Here is an 18,939-nt window from a genome sequence, read left to right on the forward strand (position 1 = left end):
GGCTAGCTTGCTGTATCTCCTCGCCGAATGGTTGAATTTCGAAGGCATCTTCAACCTCGTGCGCTACCAAACCTTCCGTGCGGGCGCGACGCTGATGACCGCGTTGGTCATAGGCCTCGTCATCGGTCCGCGCTTCATCGACATGCTGCGCGTTCGCCAGGGCAAGGGGCAGCCGATCCGCGAGGACGGTCCGCAATCGCACCTCGCCAAGCGCGGCACGCCGACCATGGGCGGGCTGATGATCCTCATCAGCCTGACACTGTCGGTGCTGGTCTGGATGGACTTGCGCAACCCGTTCATCTGGTCGTGTCTCGCCGTCACGCTGGGCTTCGGCCTGATCGGCTTCCTCGACGATTTCGACAAGGTTTCCAAGGCCAGCCACAAGGGCGTTTCGGCGCGTGTGCGGTTGCTGATGGAATTCGCGGTGGCGGGCGTGGCGGCCTATATCACCGTTAGCCAGATCAGCACCTTCGTCTACGTACCCTTCGTCAATGACTTCGGGGTCGAACTGGGCGTTTTCTACTATGTTTTCGCCGCCATCGTGATCGTGGGGGCGGGCAATGCGGTCAACCTGACCGACGGACTCGACGGGCTCGCGACCATGCCGGTGATTATTGCCGCCGGCACCTTTGCCCTGATCGCCTATCTCGTGGGCCGCGTCGATTACTCCGACTATCTCGGCATCCCGCATGTCGCGGGGGCGGGTGAATTGGCGATCTTCTGCGCTGCCATCATGGGGGCGGGGCTCGCCTTCCTGTGGTTCAACGCGCCGCCCGCCGCCGTATTCATGGGCGATACCGGCAGCCTTGCCTTGGGCGGGGCGCTTGGCGCAATCGCTGTGGCGACTCATCACGAGATCGTGCTGGCGGTGGTCGGCGGGCTGTTCGTGTTCGAGGCACTCAGCGTCATCATCCAGGTTTTCTGGTTTAAGCGCACCGGCAAGCGGGTCTTCCGCATGGCGCCGATCCACCACCATTTCGAACAGCTCGGCTGGTCGGAGAGCAAGGTCGTGATCCGCTTCTGGATCGTGTCGATCGTGCTCGCGCTCATGGGGCTCGCAACGCTCAAGCTCAGATGATCACATCGCCCGCCTGGAAGGACAAGAAATACGCGGTGCTCGGCCTCGCGCGCTCCGGCCGGGCGACGGTCGAGGCGCTGCTGGCTGCCGGTGCCGATATGCTGGTGTGGGACGACCGCGCCGAAGCACGCAAGCCTTACGCCGGGCGCTGCGCCATTGGCGATCCGCTGGAGGCGGACCTCACCGGCTATGCGGGCGTAGTCGTCAGCCCTGGCGTTCCGCTGAACACTCACCCGATCAAGCCGCATGCGGATAGCTTCGATGTCCCGGTGATCGGCGACGTGGAACTCTTCGCCCAGGCGCGCGAGCACCTGCCGCCGCACAAGGTCGTCGGCATTACCGGCACCAACGGTAAGTCGACCACCACCGCGCTGGTCCATCACACCCTGAAAGAGGCGGGCCTGCCGACCACCATGGGCGGCAATATCGGCCTGCCGATCCTCGAGCAGGAGCCGCTGACGCCAAATGACATTGGGGTCGGGATCTATGTGCTGGAACTGTCGAGCTACCAGATCGACCTGACCTATTCGCTCGATTGCGATGTCGCGGTGCTGCTCAACATCACGCCCGACCATCTGGATCGGTATAACGGGGATTTCGGGAAGTACGCGTCGGCCAAGGCGCGGCTGTTCGAGATGCAGTCGCCTCGGCGTTTTGCCGTGGTCGATGATCGGGCCGAAGCGGACGAAGACGTTTTGGAAAACGCCGAAGATCCGTTGATCCAGTTCATCGGCGACGTCGATGTGGGTCATTTGTCTGATTGTCCAACACTGCAAGGGCCGCACAATCAGCAAAACTCCGCTGCCGCTTTGGCAGTCTGTAACGACCTTGGCCTGACCGACGAGCAAATAGCCGAGGGACTTCGTACCTATCCGGGCCTTCCGCACCGCATGGAGCGTGTCGCGGAAATTTCCGGTGTCGCCTATGTCAACGACAGCAAGGGCACCAACACCGCCGCCTCGGCGCCCGCGCTGGCGGCATTCGACAATATCCACTGGATACTCGGCGGACTCGCCAAGGAGCCGGGGCTGGGCGATTGCGAGGCCGAGCTGGGTCATGTGAAAGCCGCCTATACGATCGGCAAGGCCGGGGCGGACTTCGCCGCGCTGCTGGAGGGCCGCGTGCCGGTCGAACAGTGCGAAACGCTCGACCGTGCGGTGAGCGAAGCCGCTGCGAAGGCCGGGGCGGGCGACACCGTCCTGCTGTCCCCCGCCTGCGCCAGCTTCGACCAGTATCGCGATTTCGAGGCTCGCGGCGAGCATTTCCGCGCGCTGGTGGAGGGGCTGAGGTGAACTCGACCACGCAGCCCTATGTCCCCGGAAAGCGCCAGCCCACGCATATGCCGAAGGGCAAGCTTTCGCGCTGGTCCGAGCTCAAGATCTGGTGGCGTGAGATCGATCGCGTGCTGCTGTTGCTCGTGTTGCTGTTGATGAGCTTCGGCACCATCGCGGTCGCCGCCGCCAGCCCTGCCAGCGCAGACCGCCTGTCGACTTCCAGCGAAACGCTCGACCCTCTCTATTTCTTCTACCGCCATCTCGCCTGGCAGGTGCTCGCGCTCGGCACGCTGCTCGGCATCTCGATGCTGGCACGCGAGAATGCGCGACGGCTCGGTATCGTGCTGGCTGCAGGCATGACCGGTCTGCTCTTCCTGGTCCCGCTGATCGGCGTCGAGATCAACGGTGCGCGGCGCTGGATCAATCTCGGCATGCAATTCCAGCCGTCCGAATTTTTGAAGCCCGGCTTTGCCGTCGCCATGGCCTGGATCCTGAGCTGGCGCATGCGCGATCCCAACCTGCCCGTGCTTGGCATCGTGACCGCCTATCTCGCGCTGATCGCCGCACTGATGATGATGCAGCCCAATTTCGGCGGCACCATCCTGTTCGGCGGCGTATGGTTCGTGATGGTCGTGCTTTCGGGCGTCGACGTAAAGCGGCTCGGCGCGGTTGTCGGTGGTGGGATTGCGGGCCTTACCGCGACCTATTTTCTCTATGACAATGCGCGCCACCGGATCGATGCCTTCCTCGGAGGCGGCACGGCCTTCGACCAGGTCGACCTTGCCAGCCGCACATTGCTCGCGGGTGGGTGGACGGGCGCGGGTTACGGCCTCGGCATCCGGAAGATGAGCCTTCCAGAAGCGCATACCGACTACATCCTCAGCGTGATCGGCGAAGAATTCGGGCTGATCGCCTGCGGCCTGATCGTGCTGCTCTATCTGGCCATAGTCGTGCGCGTATTGATGCGGCTGATCGACGAGGAGGATCTGTTCGCACTGCTCGCGGGCGCGGGGCTGATCGCGCTGCTCGGCGGGCAGGCCTTCATCAACATTCTCGTCAATCTGCAGCTCTTCCCGTCGAAGGGCATGACACTGCCGCTGGTCAGCTATGGTGGTTCCTCGACCATTGCCATCTGCCTGAATGTCGGGCTCATGCTGGCAATCACGCGGCGCAACCCGTTCCTGAAAAGCAAAACCAGGGGACTTGGCGACAGGCTCGGCATCGGGCAGACGGCCCCGATGAAAAACCATACGGGTTCCGCACGCCGGGAGATTCAGCCATGACGGGCGCCAGCCGACACTATGTCCTCGCGGCCGGGGGTACGGGCGGGCACTTGCTGCCCGCCTTCGCGCTGGCCACCGAGCTGGATCGCCGCGGCCACCATGTCGCGCTGATTACCGATGCGCGCGGGGCCGAGATCCCCGGCAAGCCAGACTTCATGCCCGCGCACGTCATTCCCGCCGGACGGTTCGGAAAGAACCCGCTGACCTGGTTCAAGGGAGCGAAGGCCGTGCTGGAGGGCCGCCGCATGGCGCTGCGGCTGTTCGACAGTTTCGAGCCGAGCGCTGTGGTCGGCTTCGGTGGCTATCCATCCTTGCCATCGCTCCTTGCCGCGACCAGCGCGGGCGTGCCTACGGTGGTGCATGAGCAGAACGCCGTGCTGGGCAGGGTGAACCGGCTGTTCGCGGGCCGTGTCGATGCGATTGCCACCGCTTATCCCGAAGTCGAACGCCTCGACGCCAAGCATGCGGATAAGGTCCATCTCGTCGGCAATCCGGTGCGCGCGGGCGTGCTTTCCTTGCGCGACGAACCATTTCCCGCCGTTACCGAAGATGGCCTGCTGCGCGTGTTGGTGACCGGCGGCAGCCAGGGCGCGCGGGTGCTGTCCGAAGTCGTTCCGGACGGCCTCTCCATGCTACCACCCGCACTGCGACAGCGTTTGCAAGTCACACAGCAATGCCGGCCGGAAGACCTCGAGGCAGTGCGCCAACGTTACCGGAGCCACGGGATTCCTGCCGAACTCGCGACCTATTTCGAGGATATGGCCGCGCGGCTGGCCGATGCGCATCTGTTCATCGGCCGCGCGGGGGCATCGACCGTTGCCGAGCTAACGGCGGTCGGTCGTCCGGCGATCCTCATCCCTTTGCCGATCGCGACCGACAATCACCAGGCCGCCAACGCGCGCGAACTCGCCAAGTCGGGCGGGGCGCGGATGATCCGGCAGGAACGGTTCACCGGCAAGGAACTGGCCAAGCAGATCAAGGCACTCGCCGAGAACCCCCAGGGACTCGCCAAGGCCGCGCATGCGGCCTGGAATTGCGGCCGGCCCAAGGCGGTCGAAGACCTTGCGGACCTGGTGGAGAGCTTCGGCGGGGCGGAAATGATGGATGTCATCCGTGTGGGCGGCAACACCGCGCGCGGTGCGTCGCAGGGCCTTCCCGCCGGGCAGGGTGCCACTCGGGAGAGGGCGGAATGAGGGGCGTCCCGACAGATATCGGCACAATCCACTTCGTCGGGATCGGCGGCATCGGCATGTCGGGCATCGCCGAGGTGATGGATAACCTCGGCTACAGCGTGCAGGGCTCCGACGTTAAGGAGAGCCCGACCGTCGAGCGCCTGCGCAAGCGCGGGATCACTATCGCGATCGGGCATGCGCCGGAAAACGTCGAAGGGGTAGCAGTCGTAGTCACGTCCACGGCGGTGAAGCGGACCAATCCCGAAGTCGCCTATGCGCTCGAGAATCGCATCCCGGTGGTACGCCGCGCGGAAATGCTGGCCGAACTGATGCGGCTCAAATCGACCGTCGCGGTGGCCGGGACGCATGGCAAAACCACCACGACAAGCATGATCGCTGCGCTGCTCGATGCGGGCAATATCGACCCCACCGTGATCAACGGCGGGATCATCGAGCAATATGGCTCCAACGCGCGGCTTGGCGACAGCGAATGGATGGTGGTCGAGGCCGACGAAAGCGACGGAAGCTTCCTGCGGCTCGACGGGACCATTGCCGTGGTCACCAACATCGACCCCGAGCACCTCGACCATTACGGCGATTTCGACGGGGTGAAGGATGCCTTCGTCGAGTTCATCCACAACGTGCCCTTCTATGGCGCCGCCATCCTGTGCATCGACCATCCCGAAGTGCAGGCGGTGATCGGCAAGGTGCGCGATCGCAATGTCGTCACCTACGGCTTCAACCTGCAGGCCGACATCTGCGGGGTGAACATCCGCCCCGATGCGGGCGGTAATTGCTTCGACGTGATTGTACGGCGGCGCGGGCAGGAGGATCGCAGGATCGAAGGCGTGCGCCTTCCCATGCCCGGTCGCCACAACGTCCAGAACGCACTCGCCGCGATCGCCGTATCGATCGAGATGGGTTGCCCGGACGATGTCATCTGCAACGGGTTTTCCGCTTTCGGCGGTGTCCGCCGGCGTTTCACCAAGGTCGGCGAAGTGCCGAGCGGCGGGGGCGTGGCGACCATCATCGACGATTACGGCCACCACCCGGTCGAAATCAGGGCTGTCTTGGGAGCAGCGCGCGAAAGCGCCGGCGAGGGACGCGTCATCGCCGTGGTCCAGCCGCATCGATACACCCGTCTGCGCGATCTGATGGACGAGTTCCAGAGCTGCTTCAACGAAGCCGACGAGGTCTATGTGACGCCGGTATATGCCGCGGGCGAGGATCCGATCGAGGGCGTAGACGCCAATGCGCTGGTTGCCGGTCTCAAGGCGCGAGGCCACCGCGCGGCGCGTACGGTCGAAGACGAAACGGATCTGGCTGAAAAGCTGGCCGCCGATCTGCGCGCTGGCGATTTCGTCGTCTGCCTCGGGGCGGGCGACATCACCCAATGGGCGGCAGGCCTCACCAACGGCATCGCAAAGGCCAGTACGGCATGAGCAGTATCGACCAGCCGAACGATGTCTGGAACGCGGACAGCGGAATGGCTCCCGATTGCGAGGTGGAAGGCGGGATTGCTGCGCCCATCGAGACCCAAGGTCTGCGCGGGAAGCTCACGCCCGACGCGCCTTTGGCCAAGCTGGTCTGGTTCAAGAGCGGCGGGGCGGCCGACTGGCTGTTCGAACCCGCCGATCTCGACGATCTCAAACTGTTTCTCGAACGGCTGGATGGCGACCTGCCGGTCATGGCGCTGGGCCTCGGCTCGAACCTCATCGTGCGCGATGGCGGTGTTCCCGGCGTCGTCGTCAAGCTAGGTAAGCCCTTTGCCGGGATCGAGGCGGGCGACGATTACACGCTGACCTGCGGCGCCGGGGCGCATGGCATCCTCGTCGCCTCGACCGCCCGCGACGCGGGTATCGCGGGGCTCGAGTTCATGCGCGGCATTCCCGGAACCGTCGGGGGCTTCGTGCGGATGAACGGCGGGGCATATGGCCGCGAGGTGTCCGACGTGTTGATCGATTGCGACGTAATCATGCCCAATGGCCAATGGATCACGCTGCCTGCGAAAGACCTGCAATATACCTATCGCCATTCCGCCTTGCCGGACGGTGCCGTGGTGGTCCGTGCCCGGTTCCAGGGCGAGCCCGGTGACCCCGAAGCTATCGGGGCGAAGATGGACGAAATCGGTGAAGCGCGTGAAAACTCGCAGCCGCTGCGCACCAGGACGGGCGGCTCGACCTTCAAGAACCCGCCGGGCAGGAAGGCCTGGGAGCTGGTCGATGCCGCCGGCTGCCGAGGCCTGCGCATGGGCGGCGCACAAGTGAGCGAGAAGCACACCAACTTTCTCATCAATGTCGACAATGCGACCAGCGCCGATATCGAGGGACTCGGTGAGGAAGTGAAGCGCCGCGTCTACGAGCATTCGGGCGTCGAACTCGAATGGGAAATCCAGCGTGTGGGGCGGCCGTGACCCTCGACAGGAAATTGCACATTGCCGTTCTTATGGGTGGCTGGGCCAATGAGCGGTCCGTCAGTATGATGTCGGGTGAAGGTGTCGCCAGCGCGCTGGAAGAGCGCGGGCACCAAGTTACGCGGATCGATATGGACCGGCAGGTTGCCGCGCGGATTGCCGAGGCCGCACCCGATGTCGTCTTCAACGCGCTTCACGGCGTGCCGGGCGAGGATGGGACTGTGCAGGGCATGCTCGATCTTATGGGCGTGCCCTATACCCATTCGGGCCTCGCCACTTCCGTGATTGCGATCGACAAGCAGCTGACCAAGCAGGCGCTGGTGCCGCACGGCATCCCCATGCCCGGTGGGCGCATCATCAAAAGCGCCGATCTGTTCGAACGCGACCCGATGCCGCGCCCCTATGTGCTCAAGCCCGTCAACGAAGGCAGCTCGGTCGGTGTGGCGATCGTCACCGACCAGGGCAATTACGGCAATCCCATCGCGCGCGATGCCGAGGGTCCCTGGCAGGAATTCGCGGAACTTCTTGCCGAACCCTATATCAGGGGGCGCGAGATGACGGCTGCGGTGGTCGATTTCGCGAACGGACCGCGCGCGCTGGCGGTGACCGAACTCAAGCCCAAGAGCGGGTTTTACGATTTCGACGCGAAATATACCGGCGGCATGACCGATCATGTCTGCCCGGCGGATATCCCGCAGCAGATTGCTGATCTGTGTCTCGAATATGCGCTCAAGGCGCACAAGGTGCTCGGCTGTCGCGGCACCAGCCGGACCGATTTCCGTTGGGACGAGGAGCAGGGCGAGGACGGCCTCTTCGTCCTCGAGACCAATACCCAGCCGGGCATGACGCCCTTGAGCCTCGTGCCCGAACAGGCGAAGCATGCCGGGATCGAGTATGGCGAGCTGTGCGAGTTGGTAGTCGCGGCGGCGCTACGCCACCATTCGGCCGATGTCGGGGGCGGTGATGGCTAAGGTCAAGCGCAAACCCACCGGCGTCCGCCGCTCGGCCGCGGCGCAGAACCGCAGCCAGAAGGCCCGCGCCGCCAAGCGCCACACCAGCGGTCTGCTCGACCGGGCCATGGCTGCGCTCCCCTTTACCGAGGAGCAGTGGCACAAGTTCTTCCTCTTCGTCATTATCGTCGCCGGCGCAGGCATCGCCTGGACCATCGCGAGTTATGCCGGCGTGCCCGAACTGGCTCGGACGGAGCTGGCCAAATCCGCCTCGCGCTCGGGCTTCGAGGTCAGCCGCGTGCGCGTTTCGGGGGTGGAGCGCATGAACGAGCAGTTGGTTTACGAGCGCGTGCTGTCCGAGCGCGATCGACCGATGCCCCTGATCGAGCTGGAGGATGTGCGCGAGCGGTTGCTCGAATTGCCGTGGGTGGCCGACGCGCGCGTATCGCGCCAGCTGCCCGACACACTCAAGATCGATATCGTCGAGCGGGTTCCTCACGCGGTACTGAAGAGACCCGACCGCCTGGTGTTGATCGATCGGGAGGGCAATGCGCTCGAACCGATCAGTGCCGAGAATGCCGAGGGCAAGTTGCTGATCGAGGGGCCGGGTGCCGCGCGCCAGGTTGAGGAATTGGGCAGGCTGCTCGATGCCGCCCCCGCGCTGAAACCGCAGATCGCCTCGGCCGAATGGGTCGGCAACCGGCGCTGGAACCTGACCTTCAAGACCGGCCAGCTGCTGGCGCTGCCCGAAGGCGATCTCGGCCCGCCCGCGCTGGTCAAGTTTGCCCAGCTGGACGGCATGCACCGCCTGATCGGTGGCAAGCCGATCGCCATCGACATGCGCGTACCCGATCGCGCCTATCTGCGCTGCGAGGAGGGGCCGTGCCCCAAGCAGATGGCGCTCAACGGACGGGGCGAATAGTGGCCAGCCAGCAGCCGCGCATCACCCGCGTCTTCGGTGCCGTGAACATCGGTTCGTTCCGCGTTTCGGCGATGATCATGGGGCAGGCCGAGGGCGGCGAAATGGTCGTGCTGGGATCGAGCCACCGCGCGAGCGACGGGATCAAGCGTGGATATGTGACGGATATGCGGGCGGCGAGCCACGCCATCCGTACCGCGGTGGAGAAGGCCGAGGCCAATGCCAATACCTCGATCCAAAGCGTGTGGATCGGCTGTGCCGGGGCGGGACTGTCGAGCAAGATTGCCAGCGTCGAGATCGCCATTGGCGGCAGGCGCATCGAGGAGGACGATATCGAGCACCTGCTCTATGCCGCGCGCGACCATCTGCACCCCGACGGGCGCATGGTGCTGCACGCGCAGCCCGCGCATTACACGCTCGACGGGGCGCATGGGGTCGCCAACCCCAAGGGCCTCCATGCCGAGGCGCTCGGCGTCGATGTCCACGTGACGCTGGCCGAAGGCGCGCCGGTGCGCAATCTGATCGAAGCGGTGCAGACCGCGCATCTCGACGTGGAAGGCGTGGTCGCGAGCCCGCTGGCTGCCGCTTACGCTTGCCTGAGCGCCGAGGAGCGCGATCTCGGCGTGGCGCTGGTCGAGATCGGTGCGCAGGTGACCAATGTCTCCGTCCATGCCGGGGGGATGTTGCTGGGCCTCAAGTCGATACCCAGTGGTTCGAACGACATTACCGATGCGATCGCCTCATCGCTGGGCATTCGCCGCAGCCAGGCCGAACGGCTCAAATGCGTTGCGGGCTCAGCCATCGCGACGCCCACCGACCACCGCGAGATGATTCCCGTCAACGGCCCCGGAGAAGAACCCGGCGGTCGCCTGGCCCGAGGTGCGGACGAGCACAATCGCATCGCCCGGGCCGAACTCGTTTCGATCGTCACCGACCGGCTTGGATTGGCGACTGCCGAGATCGGAAAGGCCCTGAAGGCTCTGGGCTTCTCGGGCGGTCAGGGAGGGCAGGTGGTCCTGACCGGCGGCGGAGCGGAATTGCACGGCATCGCCGAATTCATGCAAGGGGCACTTGGTCAGCCGGTGCGCATCGGCAAGCCGCCGGCCCTGCAAGGCTTGCCCGAGGCCCATGCGACGCCGGGTTTCGCGGCGCTCGCCGGATTGTGCCTCTACGCTGCGGACGATCCGATCGATATCCGTTCGGTCGGGCCGCGCTACCAGCCTACCAAGCGGTATCGGGGCATGGGTCTGGTGAACCGTGTCTTTCAAGCGGTGCGCGAGTATTTCTGAGGGTTGATGCTCGGCGCAAACCCGCCTTTAGCCCTTGTGGATAAGGCAAACATCGCTTCGACCTGCGATTCGCTTTGTGCCAGAGATGTGACATAACGCCAGCAGGCGATTTACGAATACCCAGGGGACTCTTGATGAGTATCAATATCGGACCGGCATCTGACGATGATCTTCGTCCCAAGATAATGGTCGTGGGCGTTGGCGGGGCGGGCGGCAATGCCATCGCCAATATGATGGCGGCAGAGATCGAGGGCGTCGATTTCATCGTCGCCAATACCGACGCCCAGGCTCTCAGTACCTCCGCGTCCGAAAAACGCATTCAGCTTGGTCCCGATATCACCGGCGGTTTGGGCGCTGGCGCGCGTCCCGAAGTGGGCAAGGCCGCCGCCGAAGAAACCGTCGACGAGATCGAGGACGCGCTCGACGGCGTGAACATGGTGTTCATCGCTGCCGGCATGGGCGGCGGGACTGGCACCGGCGCGGCCCCCGTCATCGCCGAGGCGGCGCGCAAGAAGGGCGTGCTGACCGTGGGCGTGGTGACCAAGCCGTTTCTGTTCGAGGGCACGCGCCGCATGCGCGCGGCGGAGGCGGGAATCGACGAGCTGCAAAAGCATGTCGATACGCTGATCGTCATTCCCAACCAGAACCTGTTCCTGGTCGCCAAGGCGGAAACGACGTTCAAGGAAGCCTTCCAACTGGCCGACGAAGTGCTCCAGCAGGGCGTGCGTTCGATCACCGACCTGATGGTCATGCCGGGCCTCATCAATCTCGACTTTGCCGATGTCCGTTCGGTAATGAGCGAGATGGGCAAGGCGATGATGGGCACCGGCGAGGGCGAGGGCGACAACCGCGCGCTCGAAGCGGCCGAGCACGCTATCGCCAATCCACTGCTCGACGGCGTCTCGATGACCGGCGCCAAGGGCGTGATCATCTCGATCATCGGCGGGGAGGACATGAAGCTTCTCGAGGTGGACGAGGCGGCCAATCATATTCGCGAACTGGTCGATGAAGATGCCAACATCATCTGGGGCTCCGCGTTCAACCCCGACCTCGAGGGCAAGATCCGCGTCTCGGTGGTCGCAACGGGCATCGAACAGAATGGCTCGATGCCCGCGGCACCCACGCGTTCCTTCTCGATGCGCGAAAGCAGCGCGCCCAAGCGCCCGGCCCTCGACTTGTCCAGCGACAGTGTCGCCGAGGAAGAGCCGTTCGAGCTGAACGAGGGTCTTTCGGCCGATCCCGAGCCGCAGCCTGCACCGCCGCCTGAACCGGTCTCCGAGCCCGAGCCGGTTGCCGCGGAGGCCGATGCGCTCGACCTGACCGATGAAGCCGAGGGCGAGGAAAGTGCCCGGCCCTTCGGTCTTTCGCCGGCAACTTCGGGTTCTTCCCAAGAGGAAGACGAAGACGGCTATGACGATGTCGACGAGATCGTCGATCCGCTGGCCGGACTGCGCAACGAGCATACCGAGCGCTTCGATGGGCCCGATGGCGATGGGGTTCCCCCGCCTGCCGAGGATAGCGAATTCGGCGGTGCTCCGACCGAGGGTGGCTGGAGCGAGGACCGTCCGCCGCTCGACCTGTCGGGCGACATGCGCGAGGATTCCCGGGAGCCGCAGGACGAATTCGAACTCGGCGACGAACATCTCGCCGGGGAAAGCCCGCTGGCTACCAAGCCCGGCCGCAAACAACCCGCGCAACCCGGCGAAGGTTCGGCCGGCGGCGCATCCGGCACCGATGCTCCGGCTGGCGGTCAGGGCGCCGGTGGCGGATCCGGATCGCTCCCCGGCAATACGCTGTTCGAGCGCATGGCCAATCTCTCACGCGGGGCGAGCAACGCCGAGACCGAAGACGACGAGGAGGAGGGGAGTGGCGAGAGCAGCAGCGGCGGGCTCAACATCCCGCGGTTCCTCGGACGTCAGAACAACCAGTAGTCACAGCCGCGTCAGCGCGGGTTAACGCCCGGGCTGCGAGGAAGGGCACATGATCTCGAAAGCGCGCCATGCTGCTGTCTTCGCGCTGCTGGCTTTTGCCGCGCACGGGGAAGGTGTATCGGCCCAGCGCGAGATCGTGCAACCCTTGCCCGCGCAGGGCGAGCGTGATCTGGGCGAAGCGTTGTCCCGGCTGGCGCGAAATGCGGCGGATGTTCAGGCCTTGCTCGATGCGGGTGAGGCGGCGCTCGAACTGGGCGATATCGACGCGGCGACCGGCTTCTTCGGACGCGCCAACGAACTCTCGCCCGGCAATGCGCGCAGCAAGCTCGGCCTGGCAAAGGCCTACGTCCGATCGCGCCGCCCCGTCGAGGCGCTGCGGCTGTTTGCCGAAGCCGAAAGGGCCGGTGTTTCGAACGTGCGAATGGCCGAGGACCGGGGGCTCGCCTTCGACCTCGTCGGCGATACGGCCAGCGCGCAGCAGCTTTACCGGCTCGCCCTTGCGAATGGCGTCAATCACGAGATCACCCGTCGCTTGGCTTTGAGCCTGGCCATTTCGGGTGACCGTGAAGGGTTCGAGACCGCTCTGCTGCCCCTGCTCGAGCAGGGGGACGTGGCCGCTTTCCGTACACGTGCCTTCGGTCTCGCCATTCTCGGCGATGCGCAGGAAGCCAAGGACATCGCCAACACCATGTTGCCCGCCGGTGTCGGCGCGCGCATGGCGGCCTATTTCGAATATATGCCGCGACTGACCAAGGCCCAGCAGGCCGCCGCCGGCAATCTCGGCATCTTCCCGCGAACCGCGAGTATCGGCAGGGACGATGCCGGGATCGCGGGATATTCGGGACCGCCCGCACAAGTGGCGCGCGCGGCTGCCCCGGCGACCGGGCCGGCGTCCCCTCCTCCGGCCGCGGCATCCGATCCCCGCGACCGGCAGCCCCGGCGCCGTCCCGATAGGACGGGAAGCAGGGAAACGGCGCCGCCCCCGGCTGCGGTGCCCGATCAAGCGTCGCCTTCTCTTTCGACGGCCTCAGCTCAGTCCGCGGGAGCGGCGACCCCGCCCGGGCGCGAGCGGGCTGCGTCGTCCGAGCAGCAATCGCCGGTTGTCATCGCAGCAGTCGAACCCGCCGGCCAGCCGTCGACGGTTTCGCCGCCACGGGCCACACCGTCGCCTCCGCCCTCCCCGGCACCCGTCTCGTCCTCGGTTGCGGAGGCTTTCAACAGCTTCACACTCGAACCCGGCGAACCCGCGCCAGCGGAGAACGGAGCGGTCGACATCACGAGGATCGAGATCCCGCGCGAGCGAGCCCGGCCCGAACCACCGCCGCCACCGGTCCATCCTTCGCGGCACTGGGTGCAGGTGGCGACCGGCAAGGACAGAGATGCCCTGAAATTCGACTGGCGCCGAATCGCGCGCAAGGCGGATGGCAGTCTCGACGGCAAAGGCCCATTCATCACCCCTTGGGGTGAGGCAAATCGGCTTCTATCCGGCCCCTATGAAAGCGCCGAAAAGGCCCGTGAAATAGTCAACGAACTCAAGCGTTTGAATATCGATTCCTTCCCGTTCATCAGCGCCGAAGGCGAAGCGATAGACGCGCTATGATCCTCGCAAAGGGTTAATGCGTTCCGCGGTTTTGTTCACAAGCTTTGCACAAGCCTTCGCGGTTCTCCCCAGCGTCGACGCCTGCCTCCATTGCCAATCGACCCTGCGGTTCGGCATCCACCAACACATGACGCGCAGGGGACAGTTGCGATGAGACCATCAGAAGACCGCTACGAGGTCGAAGAGGATGCTGCACCGCTGGATATGCTGGTCGCCCTGTTCGAAGCGCGCGGCTGGCCTTGCGAATCGACATCCACGGAGATCAGCGGCGAAATCCAGGGCAGCTGGACCAAGTACCAGCTGCGCAGCATCTGGCGGCCCGAGGACATGGTGCTGCAGATCCTTTGCCTGCCAGACATCCGCATTTCGAAGGACAAGATGGCGTCGGCGCACGAATTGGTGAGCCTGGTCAATGAACAGATGTGGCTCGGCCATTTCGACATCTGGTCGAACGGCGGCGTTCTGCTTTATCGCAATGGCACCATGTTGGGCGACGAGGGTATGCTCAGCCTCGGTCAGGCGCAGGCGCTGGTCGAAATCGCGGTCGACGAATGCGACCGATTCTACCCGGCATTTCAATTCGTTCTGTGGGGAGGACGGACGCCGACCGAGGCGCTCGAGGCAGCGATGGTCGATGCCGCGGGCGAAGCCTGATCGGATTCCGCCGGACGGTTAAGGATCGTTAGCCTTGCCCGCTCCGGTTTCGCTTGAAATCGCGGGACGAAATGCCGATATTCCGGTTCAGGAGCAGGGCGCATTTCCGCGCTGCCAAGAGGAGTTGCACAAAGATGGCCAATTGGAACGACACCGACCAGAGGCAGAGCTTCGGCTCCGTGCCGCGTGCTGGCGACGCCGTTGCCAGGCAGGAGACGTTCGACGCTGGGCTGCGCAAGCACATGCTGTCGATCTACAATTACATGACTTCGGGCGTGCTGCTGACCGGCATCGTCGCCCTGTTGACCGCACAGAGCGGCCTCGCGCTCGCTTTCGCCAGCGGCCCGCTGATGTGGATCGTGGCGCTGGCCCCGCTCGGCTTCGTCCTCGCGATGAGCTTCGGCCTCAACAAGATGAGCAAGGGCACGTTGCAGGTGCTGTTCTGGTCTTTCGCGACCGTGATGGGCCTGTCGATGTCGACAATCTTCCTGCGGTTCACCGGTGAATCGATCGCCGCGACCTTCTTCGCGACCGCAGGCGCCTTCGCGGGCCTGAGCCTGTTCGGTTACACGACCAAGAAGAACCTGCAGGGTATGGGCACCTTCCTCGTGATGGGCGTTATCGGCCTGCTGATCGCCATGGTGATCAACATCTTCTTGCAGTCGAGCACGATGGCGCTGGCGATCAGCTTCATCGGCGTGCTGATCTTCGCAGGGCTTACTGCCTACGATACGCAGCGCCTGAAGCGCGAGTACCAGTATCTGCGCGGCACCGAATTCGCCGGCAAGGCGATCATCATGGGCGCGCTGAGCCTCTATCTCGACTTCATCAACATGTTCATGTTCCTGCTGCAGTTCATGGGCAATCGCGAATAGAGCCCAACCGCTCGTCGCACACAGGAATCATTCGACCGTGCCCGGGGCGTTACCAGCGCTCCGGGCATTTTCTTTGCCTGCCGCAGCGGCTAGCAGAGGTGCTTCATCCCCCGTCAAGAGACGGCGGCGCAGGATGAACGAGAAGTTTATCGAGGAGGGTCAACGCGCCATGAGTCGCGGTTCAAATATCACCATTCGCATGGCGGCTGTCGCCGCTGGCCTTGCCGTATTGGGTGCATGTACGACGCCCGCTCCGCCGCCTCCTCCGCCGCCGCCACCTCCCCCGGTCGAAGCCGTCCCCATCAGGCCGCTGCCGCCGGGCCAGGCGTCCTACGTCATGAGGATCCCGCCGGTGAATTCGCTCGGCCTGCGCGAAACCGTCAATCTCGGCATTTCCGACGACGAAAAGGTCTGGCATTTCCGCTCGGCGTGGAATGTCGCGGCGCTCAATTGCCTCGATCCGCAATATCAGCCGATCCTCGATGCCTATAGCAGCTATATCAAGGATTTCGCACGCCCGCTCAAACGGATCAACGACCGCATCGATGCCGATTACCGGACCGAATATCGCGGTCGGCGGGAAGCCATCATGGCGCGCGAAAGCCAGATGACGATGGTCTATAACTATTTCGCCCTGCCACCCGCCCGAGCGGATTTCTGCCGTACGGCTCTCGGAATCTCGCAGCAATATCTCGCGACGCAGGATGTCGATCCGATCGGCTTTGCCCTGGCCAATTTCGCGACATTCGAGGGACCGTTCGAGCGCTTCTTCGTGGCCTACGAGCAGTACGAGCGCGAATCCGCGGCCTGGGATGCCCGTTACGGCGAACGCTACGGCGCTTCGCAACCGGGTTATGTGGCGGTGATGAACGCACGCAGCTCGCGATTGCCACAACCGGGTGCCGATCCTGCCGAGCTGAGTGCCACCCCCTTGCAGGAAACGAGGGTCGTCGATCCCGAGACGGGCGCGCGGATCCCGGTTGTCCCGGTCGACGAAACGCGTGCTTCGCTGCCGATCGTGCAGCCCATTCCCAATGATGCGGGCGAAGACGACACGCCTCAGGATTAGTGGGATTGGTGCTTTTCAGGCGGGCCGCCATTCGCTAAACGGCGCGCCGCGCACCGTCCGCGTGGGTGGTGCGGCGAACCTGGAACGGGGCCGTAGCTCAGTTGGGAGAGCGCGTCGTTCGCAATGACGAGGTCAGCGGTTCGATTCCGCTCGGCTCCACCAGGGACCCATGTTTGTTGTTTCAGCGCGCGCCGAAGGTCCAGCCTTCGGTCCGGGCGATCGTGCTTTCGAGGCCTTCGGGACACCACCGAGAAGGATCTTCCGCCGCGGTGCGCAGCCACGCCGCAGTGAGCAGTGCGTCGGAGGCATGGTCGTCGATCGAACCGTCACCGCCGACCCCCGGGCTGCCGAGGGCCTCCAACGCGTCATTGAGCGCTTCGAAGGTCCGCATTTTCGCCCGGGAGGGGCTGCGCCCGGCATCCATTGCGGCGAGGCTGGTATAGATTTCGACCACGACCGAGCCCGACGCGGGCAGGGGATCGATCGGCCAAACGGGCAGGCGGTCGCGCAGCCGATGCAGCATCCGCATGCCGGTCAGGCTCGACTTGCCGACCTGTGCGGCTCCGACGAGGTTGAAGTTCGAATAGGGCTTGCACCCCATGGCCGCCTGCGCGTGTTCGGTCACGCGAAACCGCCCGCGCCCGTGCTTAGCGCCGTCGCAGCCAAAGTGGGGGCCGGTAACGCTTCCATTGCGGAAATAGGGTGCGAAATCGGGATGGTCGACGAAGCTCTGCGCGCCGAGATTGTGATCGCGGGCACAGATATCGTCGATCAGCGCCCACAGTGACGGTGCGTCGGGCAGGAGCACGTCCCGCCAGGGGAAATAGGCCCCGCAATCGGCGTGAGGCAGCGCTATTCCGAGATCGAGCCCGACCAGGGTTCCCGCGGGCAAGTCCTCGCGCAGCAAGGCGAGCACATCCTCGCGCGACCAGCCGCGGCCCGAATCGACCAGTACCGGCGCGCCGCCTTCGGCATGCGCGATGGCGAGCGCGATACCTTTCTGGACCGGTCCCCTGGCACCCGACCAGTCGATGGCGAGGAAGTGATCAAACCTAGCCACGCTCGCGCCGCAGCTTGTCCCAATAGTCGAGCCGTTTCTTCACCTCGCGTTCGAATCCGCGCTCGACCGGTTCGTAATAGCGTTGCGGCTCCATCTCCTCGGGCCAGTAATCGTCGCCGGAAAAACCTTCCTCGGCATCGTGATCGTAGCTGTAGCCCGAACCGTAGCCAATATCCTTCATCAGCTTGGTCGGCGCGTTGAGGATGTTCTGCGGCGGCATCAGGCTGCCGGTTTCCTGCGCCGATTTGAATGCAGCCTTCTGTGCCTTGTAGACCGCGTTCGATTTGGGCGCGGTGGCGAGATAGGTGCAGGCCTGCACCAGTGCGAGCTCTCCCTCGGGACTGCCGAGGAATTCATAGGCGTCCTTGGCCGCCATGCACTGCACCAGGGCCTGCGGGTCGGCCATGCCGATATCCTCCACCGCCATGCGGATCAGACGGCGGGCAAGGAAGCGCGGCTCCTCGCCGGCCGTCAGCATGCGGGCGAGGTAATAGAGGCTCGCCTGCACATCGCTGCCGCGCACCGCTTTGTGGAGCGCGGAGATGAGATTGTAATGGCCCTCGCGATCCTTGTCGTAGACCGCCACGCGGCGTTGCAGGAAATTGCCGAGCGCGGCCGGATCGAGCGGCCCGGAGCCGTCGACACCGATCTTCGCATTGTAGAGCGTCTCGGCCTGGTTGAGCAGGAAACGGCCATCGCCATCCGCGCTGGCCACCAGCGCATCGCGCGCTTCGGGCGTAAGAGGCAGCGGCCCCTCGAGGGCCTCGGCCCGGTCTAGGAGCTGCCCTAGCGCCTCGTGGTCCAGTCGCTGGAGGATGAGCACCTGCGCGCGGCTGAGCAGCGCGGCATTGAGGGCAAAGCTGGGGTTTTCGGTCGTTGCGCCGACCAGCGTGACCGTCCCGCGCTCGACGAAGGGGAGGAAACCGTCCTGCTGCGCGCGGTTGAAGCGGTGGATCTCGTCCACGAACAGCAGCGTGCGCTGGCCGGCTTCCGCTGCCTTGTCGGCGGCGGCGAAAGCCTTCTTGAGATCGGCGACGCCGCTGAACACTGCGCTCACGCTTTCGAAGCGCATACCGACACTGTCGGCCAGCAGTCGCGCGATGGTGGTCTTGCCGGTGCCGGGCGGGCCCCACAGGATCATGCTGGACAGGCGGCCTGCCGCCACCATGCGACCTATCGCGCCTTCCGGCCCGGTCAGATGGTCCTGCCCGATAACCTCGTCGAGCGAAGCCGGACGCAACCGATCGGCCAGCGGTGCATCCTCGCGCGGGGTGTCGGGTGCCGGTGCCTGGGGCACGTCATCGGGAAACAAATCGGCCATTGGTCGGCTGACATAGGGCCTTGGCCGAGGAATTGCAGGGGCCTCTTGCGT

16 protein-coding genes and 1 tRNA gene are annotated in these 18,939 nt (G+C 64.8%); 15 read left to right on the forward strand and 2 right to left on the reverse strand.

Annotated elements, in window-relative coordinates; translation table 11 throughout:
* The first annotated feature begins 7 nt into the window (after window positions 1-7).
* The 15 genes from mraY (at window position 8) to ACQY4G_RS09075 (ending at window position 16,669) form a co-directional block, all read left to right on the forward strand.
* Entirely contained in the window at window positions 8-1,078 is a 1,071-nt protein-coding gene (gene mraY, locus ACQY4G_RS09005) for a phospho-N-acetylmuramoyl-pentapeptide-transferase (RefSeq protein ID WP_067691405.1), read from the forward strand.
* On the forward strand, window positions 1,075-2,370 hold the full coding sequence (gene murD / locus ACQY4G_RS09010) for a UDP-N-acetylmuramoyl-L-alanine--D-glutamate ligase (protein WP_421990375.1): 1,296 nt from the start codon (window positions 1,075-1,077) through the stop codon (window positions 2,368-2,370). The genes mraY and murD overlap by 4 nt, the downstream gene beginning before the upstream one ends.
* Before the next feature lie 47 nt (window positions 2,371-2,417).
* The gene (locus ACQY4G_RS09015) at window positions 2,418-3,635 is read left to right on the forward strand and encodes an FtsW/RodA/SpoVE family cell cycle protein (RefSeq protein WP_421993598.1); all 1,218 of its coding nucleotides are present in this window, start codon (window positions 2,418-2,420) and stop codon (window positions 3,633-3,635) included.
* Window positions 3,632-4,828: an undecaprenyldiphospho-muramoylpentapeptide beta-N-acetylglucosaminyltransferase gene (gene murG / locus ACQY4G_RS09020; protein WP_421990377.1), complete on the forward strand. Its 1,197-nt coding sequence runs from the start codon at window positions 3,632-3,634 to the stop codon at window positions 4,826-4,828. The genes ACQY4G_RS09015 and murG overlap by 4 nt, the downstream gene beginning before the upstream one ends.
* Window positions 4,825-6,249, forward strand: coding sequence for a UDP-N-acetylmuramate--L-alanine ligase (gene murC / locus ACQY4G_RS09025; RefSeq protein WP_421990379.1), 1,425 nt, complete (start codon window positions 4,825-4,827; stop codon window positions 6,247-6,249). Before murG ends, murC begins: the two co-directional genes overlap by 4 nt.
* A gap of 44 nt (window positions 6,250-6,293) precedes the next feature.
* Entirely contained in the window at window positions 6,294-7,220 is a 927-nt protein-coding gene (gene murB, locus ACQY4G_RS09030) for a UDP-N-acetylmuramate dehydrogenase (protein ID WP_421993600.1), read from the forward strand.
* Window positions 7,190-8,191, forward strand: coding sequence for a D-alanine--D-alanine ligase (locus ACQY4G_RS09035; protein ID WP_421990381.1), 1,002 nt, complete (start codon window positions 7,190-7,192; stop codon window positions 8,189-8,191). The genes murB and ACQY4G_RS09035 overlap by 31 nt, the downstream gene beginning before the upstream one ends.
* A complete protein-coding gene (locus ACQY4G_RS09040) occupies window positions 8,184-9,092 on the forward strand; it encodes a cell division protein FtsQ/DivIB (protein ID WP_421990383.1) in 909 nt (302 codons plus the stop codon). Before ACQY4G_RS09035 ends, ACQY4G_RS09040 begins: the two co-directional genes overlap by 8 nt.
* Entirely contained in the window at window positions 9,092-10,378 is a 1,287-nt protein-coding gene (gene ftsA / locus ACQY4G_RS09045) for a cell division protein FtsA (RefSeq protein ID WP_421990385.1), read from the forward strand. The genes ACQY4G_RS09040 and ftsA overlap by 1 nt, the downstream gene beginning before the upstream one ends.
* A gap of 134 nt (window positions 10,379-10,512) precedes the next feature.
* On the forward strand, window positions 10,513-12,309 hold the full coding sequence (gene ftsZ / locus ACQY4G_RS09050; RefSeq protein ID WP_421990387.1) for a cell division protein FtsZ: 1,797 nt from the start codon (window positions 10,513-10,515) through the stop codon (window positions 12,307-12,309).
* Window positions 12,310-12,358: 49 nt separating this feature from the next.
* Entirely contained in the window at window positions 12,359-13,909 is a 1,551-nt protein-coding gene (locus ACQY4G_RS09055; RefSeq protein WP_421990389.1) for a tetratricopeptide repeat protein, read from the forward strand.
* A gap of 150 nt (window positions 13,910-14,059) precedes the next feature.
* Window positions 14,060-14,563, forward strand: coding sequence for a YbjN domain-containing protein (locus ACQY4G_RS09060; protein WP_067691378.1), 504 nt, complete (start codon window positions 14,060-14,062; stop codon window positions 14,561-14,563).
* A 134-nt stretch (window positions 14,564-14,697) separates the two neighbouring features.
* Window positions 14,698-15,438, forward strand: a complete 741-nt coding sequence (locus ACQY4G_RS09065; RefSeq protein ID WP_067691375.1) for a Bax inhibitor-1/YccA family protein — start codon at window positions 14,698-14,700, stop codon at window positions 15,436-15,438.
* A gap of 133 nt (window positions 15,439-15,571) precedes the next feature.
* Window positions 15,572-16,507 carry a hypothetical protein gene (locus ACQY4G_RS09070; protein WP_421990391.1) on the forward strand — a complete coding sequence of 312 codons (936 nt, stop codon included), beginning with the start codon at window positions 15,572-15,574 and terminating at the stop codon, window positions 16,505-16,507.
* A gap of 86 nt (window positions 16,508-16,593) precedes the next feature.
* Window positions 16,594-16,669, forward strand: a tRNA-Ala gene (locus tag ACQY4G_RS09075).
* Window positions 16,670-16,688: 19 nt separating this feature from the next.
* Here the strand turns inward: ACQY4G_RS09075 and ACQY4G_RS09080 are convergent.
* Together ACQY4G_RS09080 and ACQY4G_RS09085 are read right to left on the reverse strand one after the other, a co-directional pair.
* Window positions 16,689-17,567, reverse strand: coding sequence for a hypothetical protein (locus tag ACQY4G_RS09080; RefSeq protein WP_421990393.1), 879 nt, complete (start codon window positions 17,565-17,567; stop codon window positions 16,689-16,691).
* Complete coding sequence (locus ACQY4G_RS09085) at window positions 17,560-18,888, reverse strand: replication-associated recombination protein A (RefSeq protein ID WP_421990395.1); 1,329 nt, start codon at window positions 18,886-18,888, stop codon at window positions 17,560-17,562. The genes ACQY4G_RS09080 and ACQY4G_RS09085 overlap by 8 nt, the downstream gene beginning before the upstream one ends.
* Window positions 18,889-18,939 lie beyond the last annotated feature (51 nt).

The sequence above is a fragment of the Qipengyuania sp. genome (assembly GCF_965277845.1).
GTDB lineage: Bacteria > Pseudomonadota > Alphaproteobacteria > Sphingomonadales > Sphingomonadaceae > Qipengyuania.

Excerpts from the sequence above, each read along its gene's own strand:
- murD (WP_421990375.1), top strand. The coding sequence starts at position 1,075 with ATGATCACATCGCCCGCCTGGAAGGACAAGAAATACGCGGTGCTCGGC.
- ACQY4G_RS09015 (WP_421993598.1), top strand. The coding sequence starts at position 2,418 with ATGCCGAAGGGCAAGCTTTCGCGCTGGTCCGAGCTCAAGATCTGGTGG.
- murG (WP_421990377.1), top strand. The coding sequence starts at position 3,632 with ATGACGGGCGCCAGCCGACACTATGTCCTCGCGGCCGGGGGTACGGGC.
- murC (WP_421990379.1), top strand. The coding sequence starts at position 4,825 with ATGAGGGGCGTCCCGACAGATATCGGCACAATCCACTTCGTCGGGATC.
- murB (WP_421993600.1), top strand. The coding sequence starts at position 6,294 with ATGGCTCCCGATTGCGAGGTGGAAGGCGGGATTGCTGCGCCCATCGAG.
- ACQY4G_RS09035 (WP_421990381.1), top strand. The coding sequence starts at position 7,190 with ATGGGAAATCCAGCGTGTGGGGCGGCCGTGACCCTCGACAGGAAATTG.
- ACQY4G_RS09040 (WP_421990383.1), top strand. The coding sequence starts at position 8,184 with ATGGCTAAGGTCAAGCGCAAACCCACCGGCGTCCGCCGCTCGGCCGCG.
- ftsZ (WP_421990387.1), top strand. The coding sequence starts at position 10,513 with ATGAGTATCAATATCGGACCGGCATCTGACGATGATCTTCGTCCCAAG.
- ACQY4G_RS09055 (WP_421990389.1), top strand. The coding sequence starts at position 12,359 with ATGATCTCGAAAGCGCGCCATGCTGCTGTCTTCGCGCTGCTGGCTTTT.
- ACQY4G_RS09060 (WP_067691378.1), top strand. The coding sequence starts at position 14,060 with ATGAGACCATCAGAAGACCGCTACGAGGTCGAAGAGGATGCTGCACCG.
- ACQY4G_RS09065 (WP_067691375.1), top strand. The coding sequence starts at position 14,698 with ATGGCCAATTGGAACGACACCGACCAGAGGCAGAGCTTCGGCTCCGTG.
- ACQY4G_RS09070 (WP_421990391.1), top strand. The coding sequence starts at position 15,572 with ATGAACGAGAAGTTTATCGAGGAGGGTCAACGCGCCATGAGTCGCGGT.
- ACQY4G_RS09085 (WP_421990395.1), bottom strand. The coding sequence starts at position 18,888 with ATGGCCGATTTGTTTCCCGATGACGTGCCCCAGGCACCGGCACCCGAC.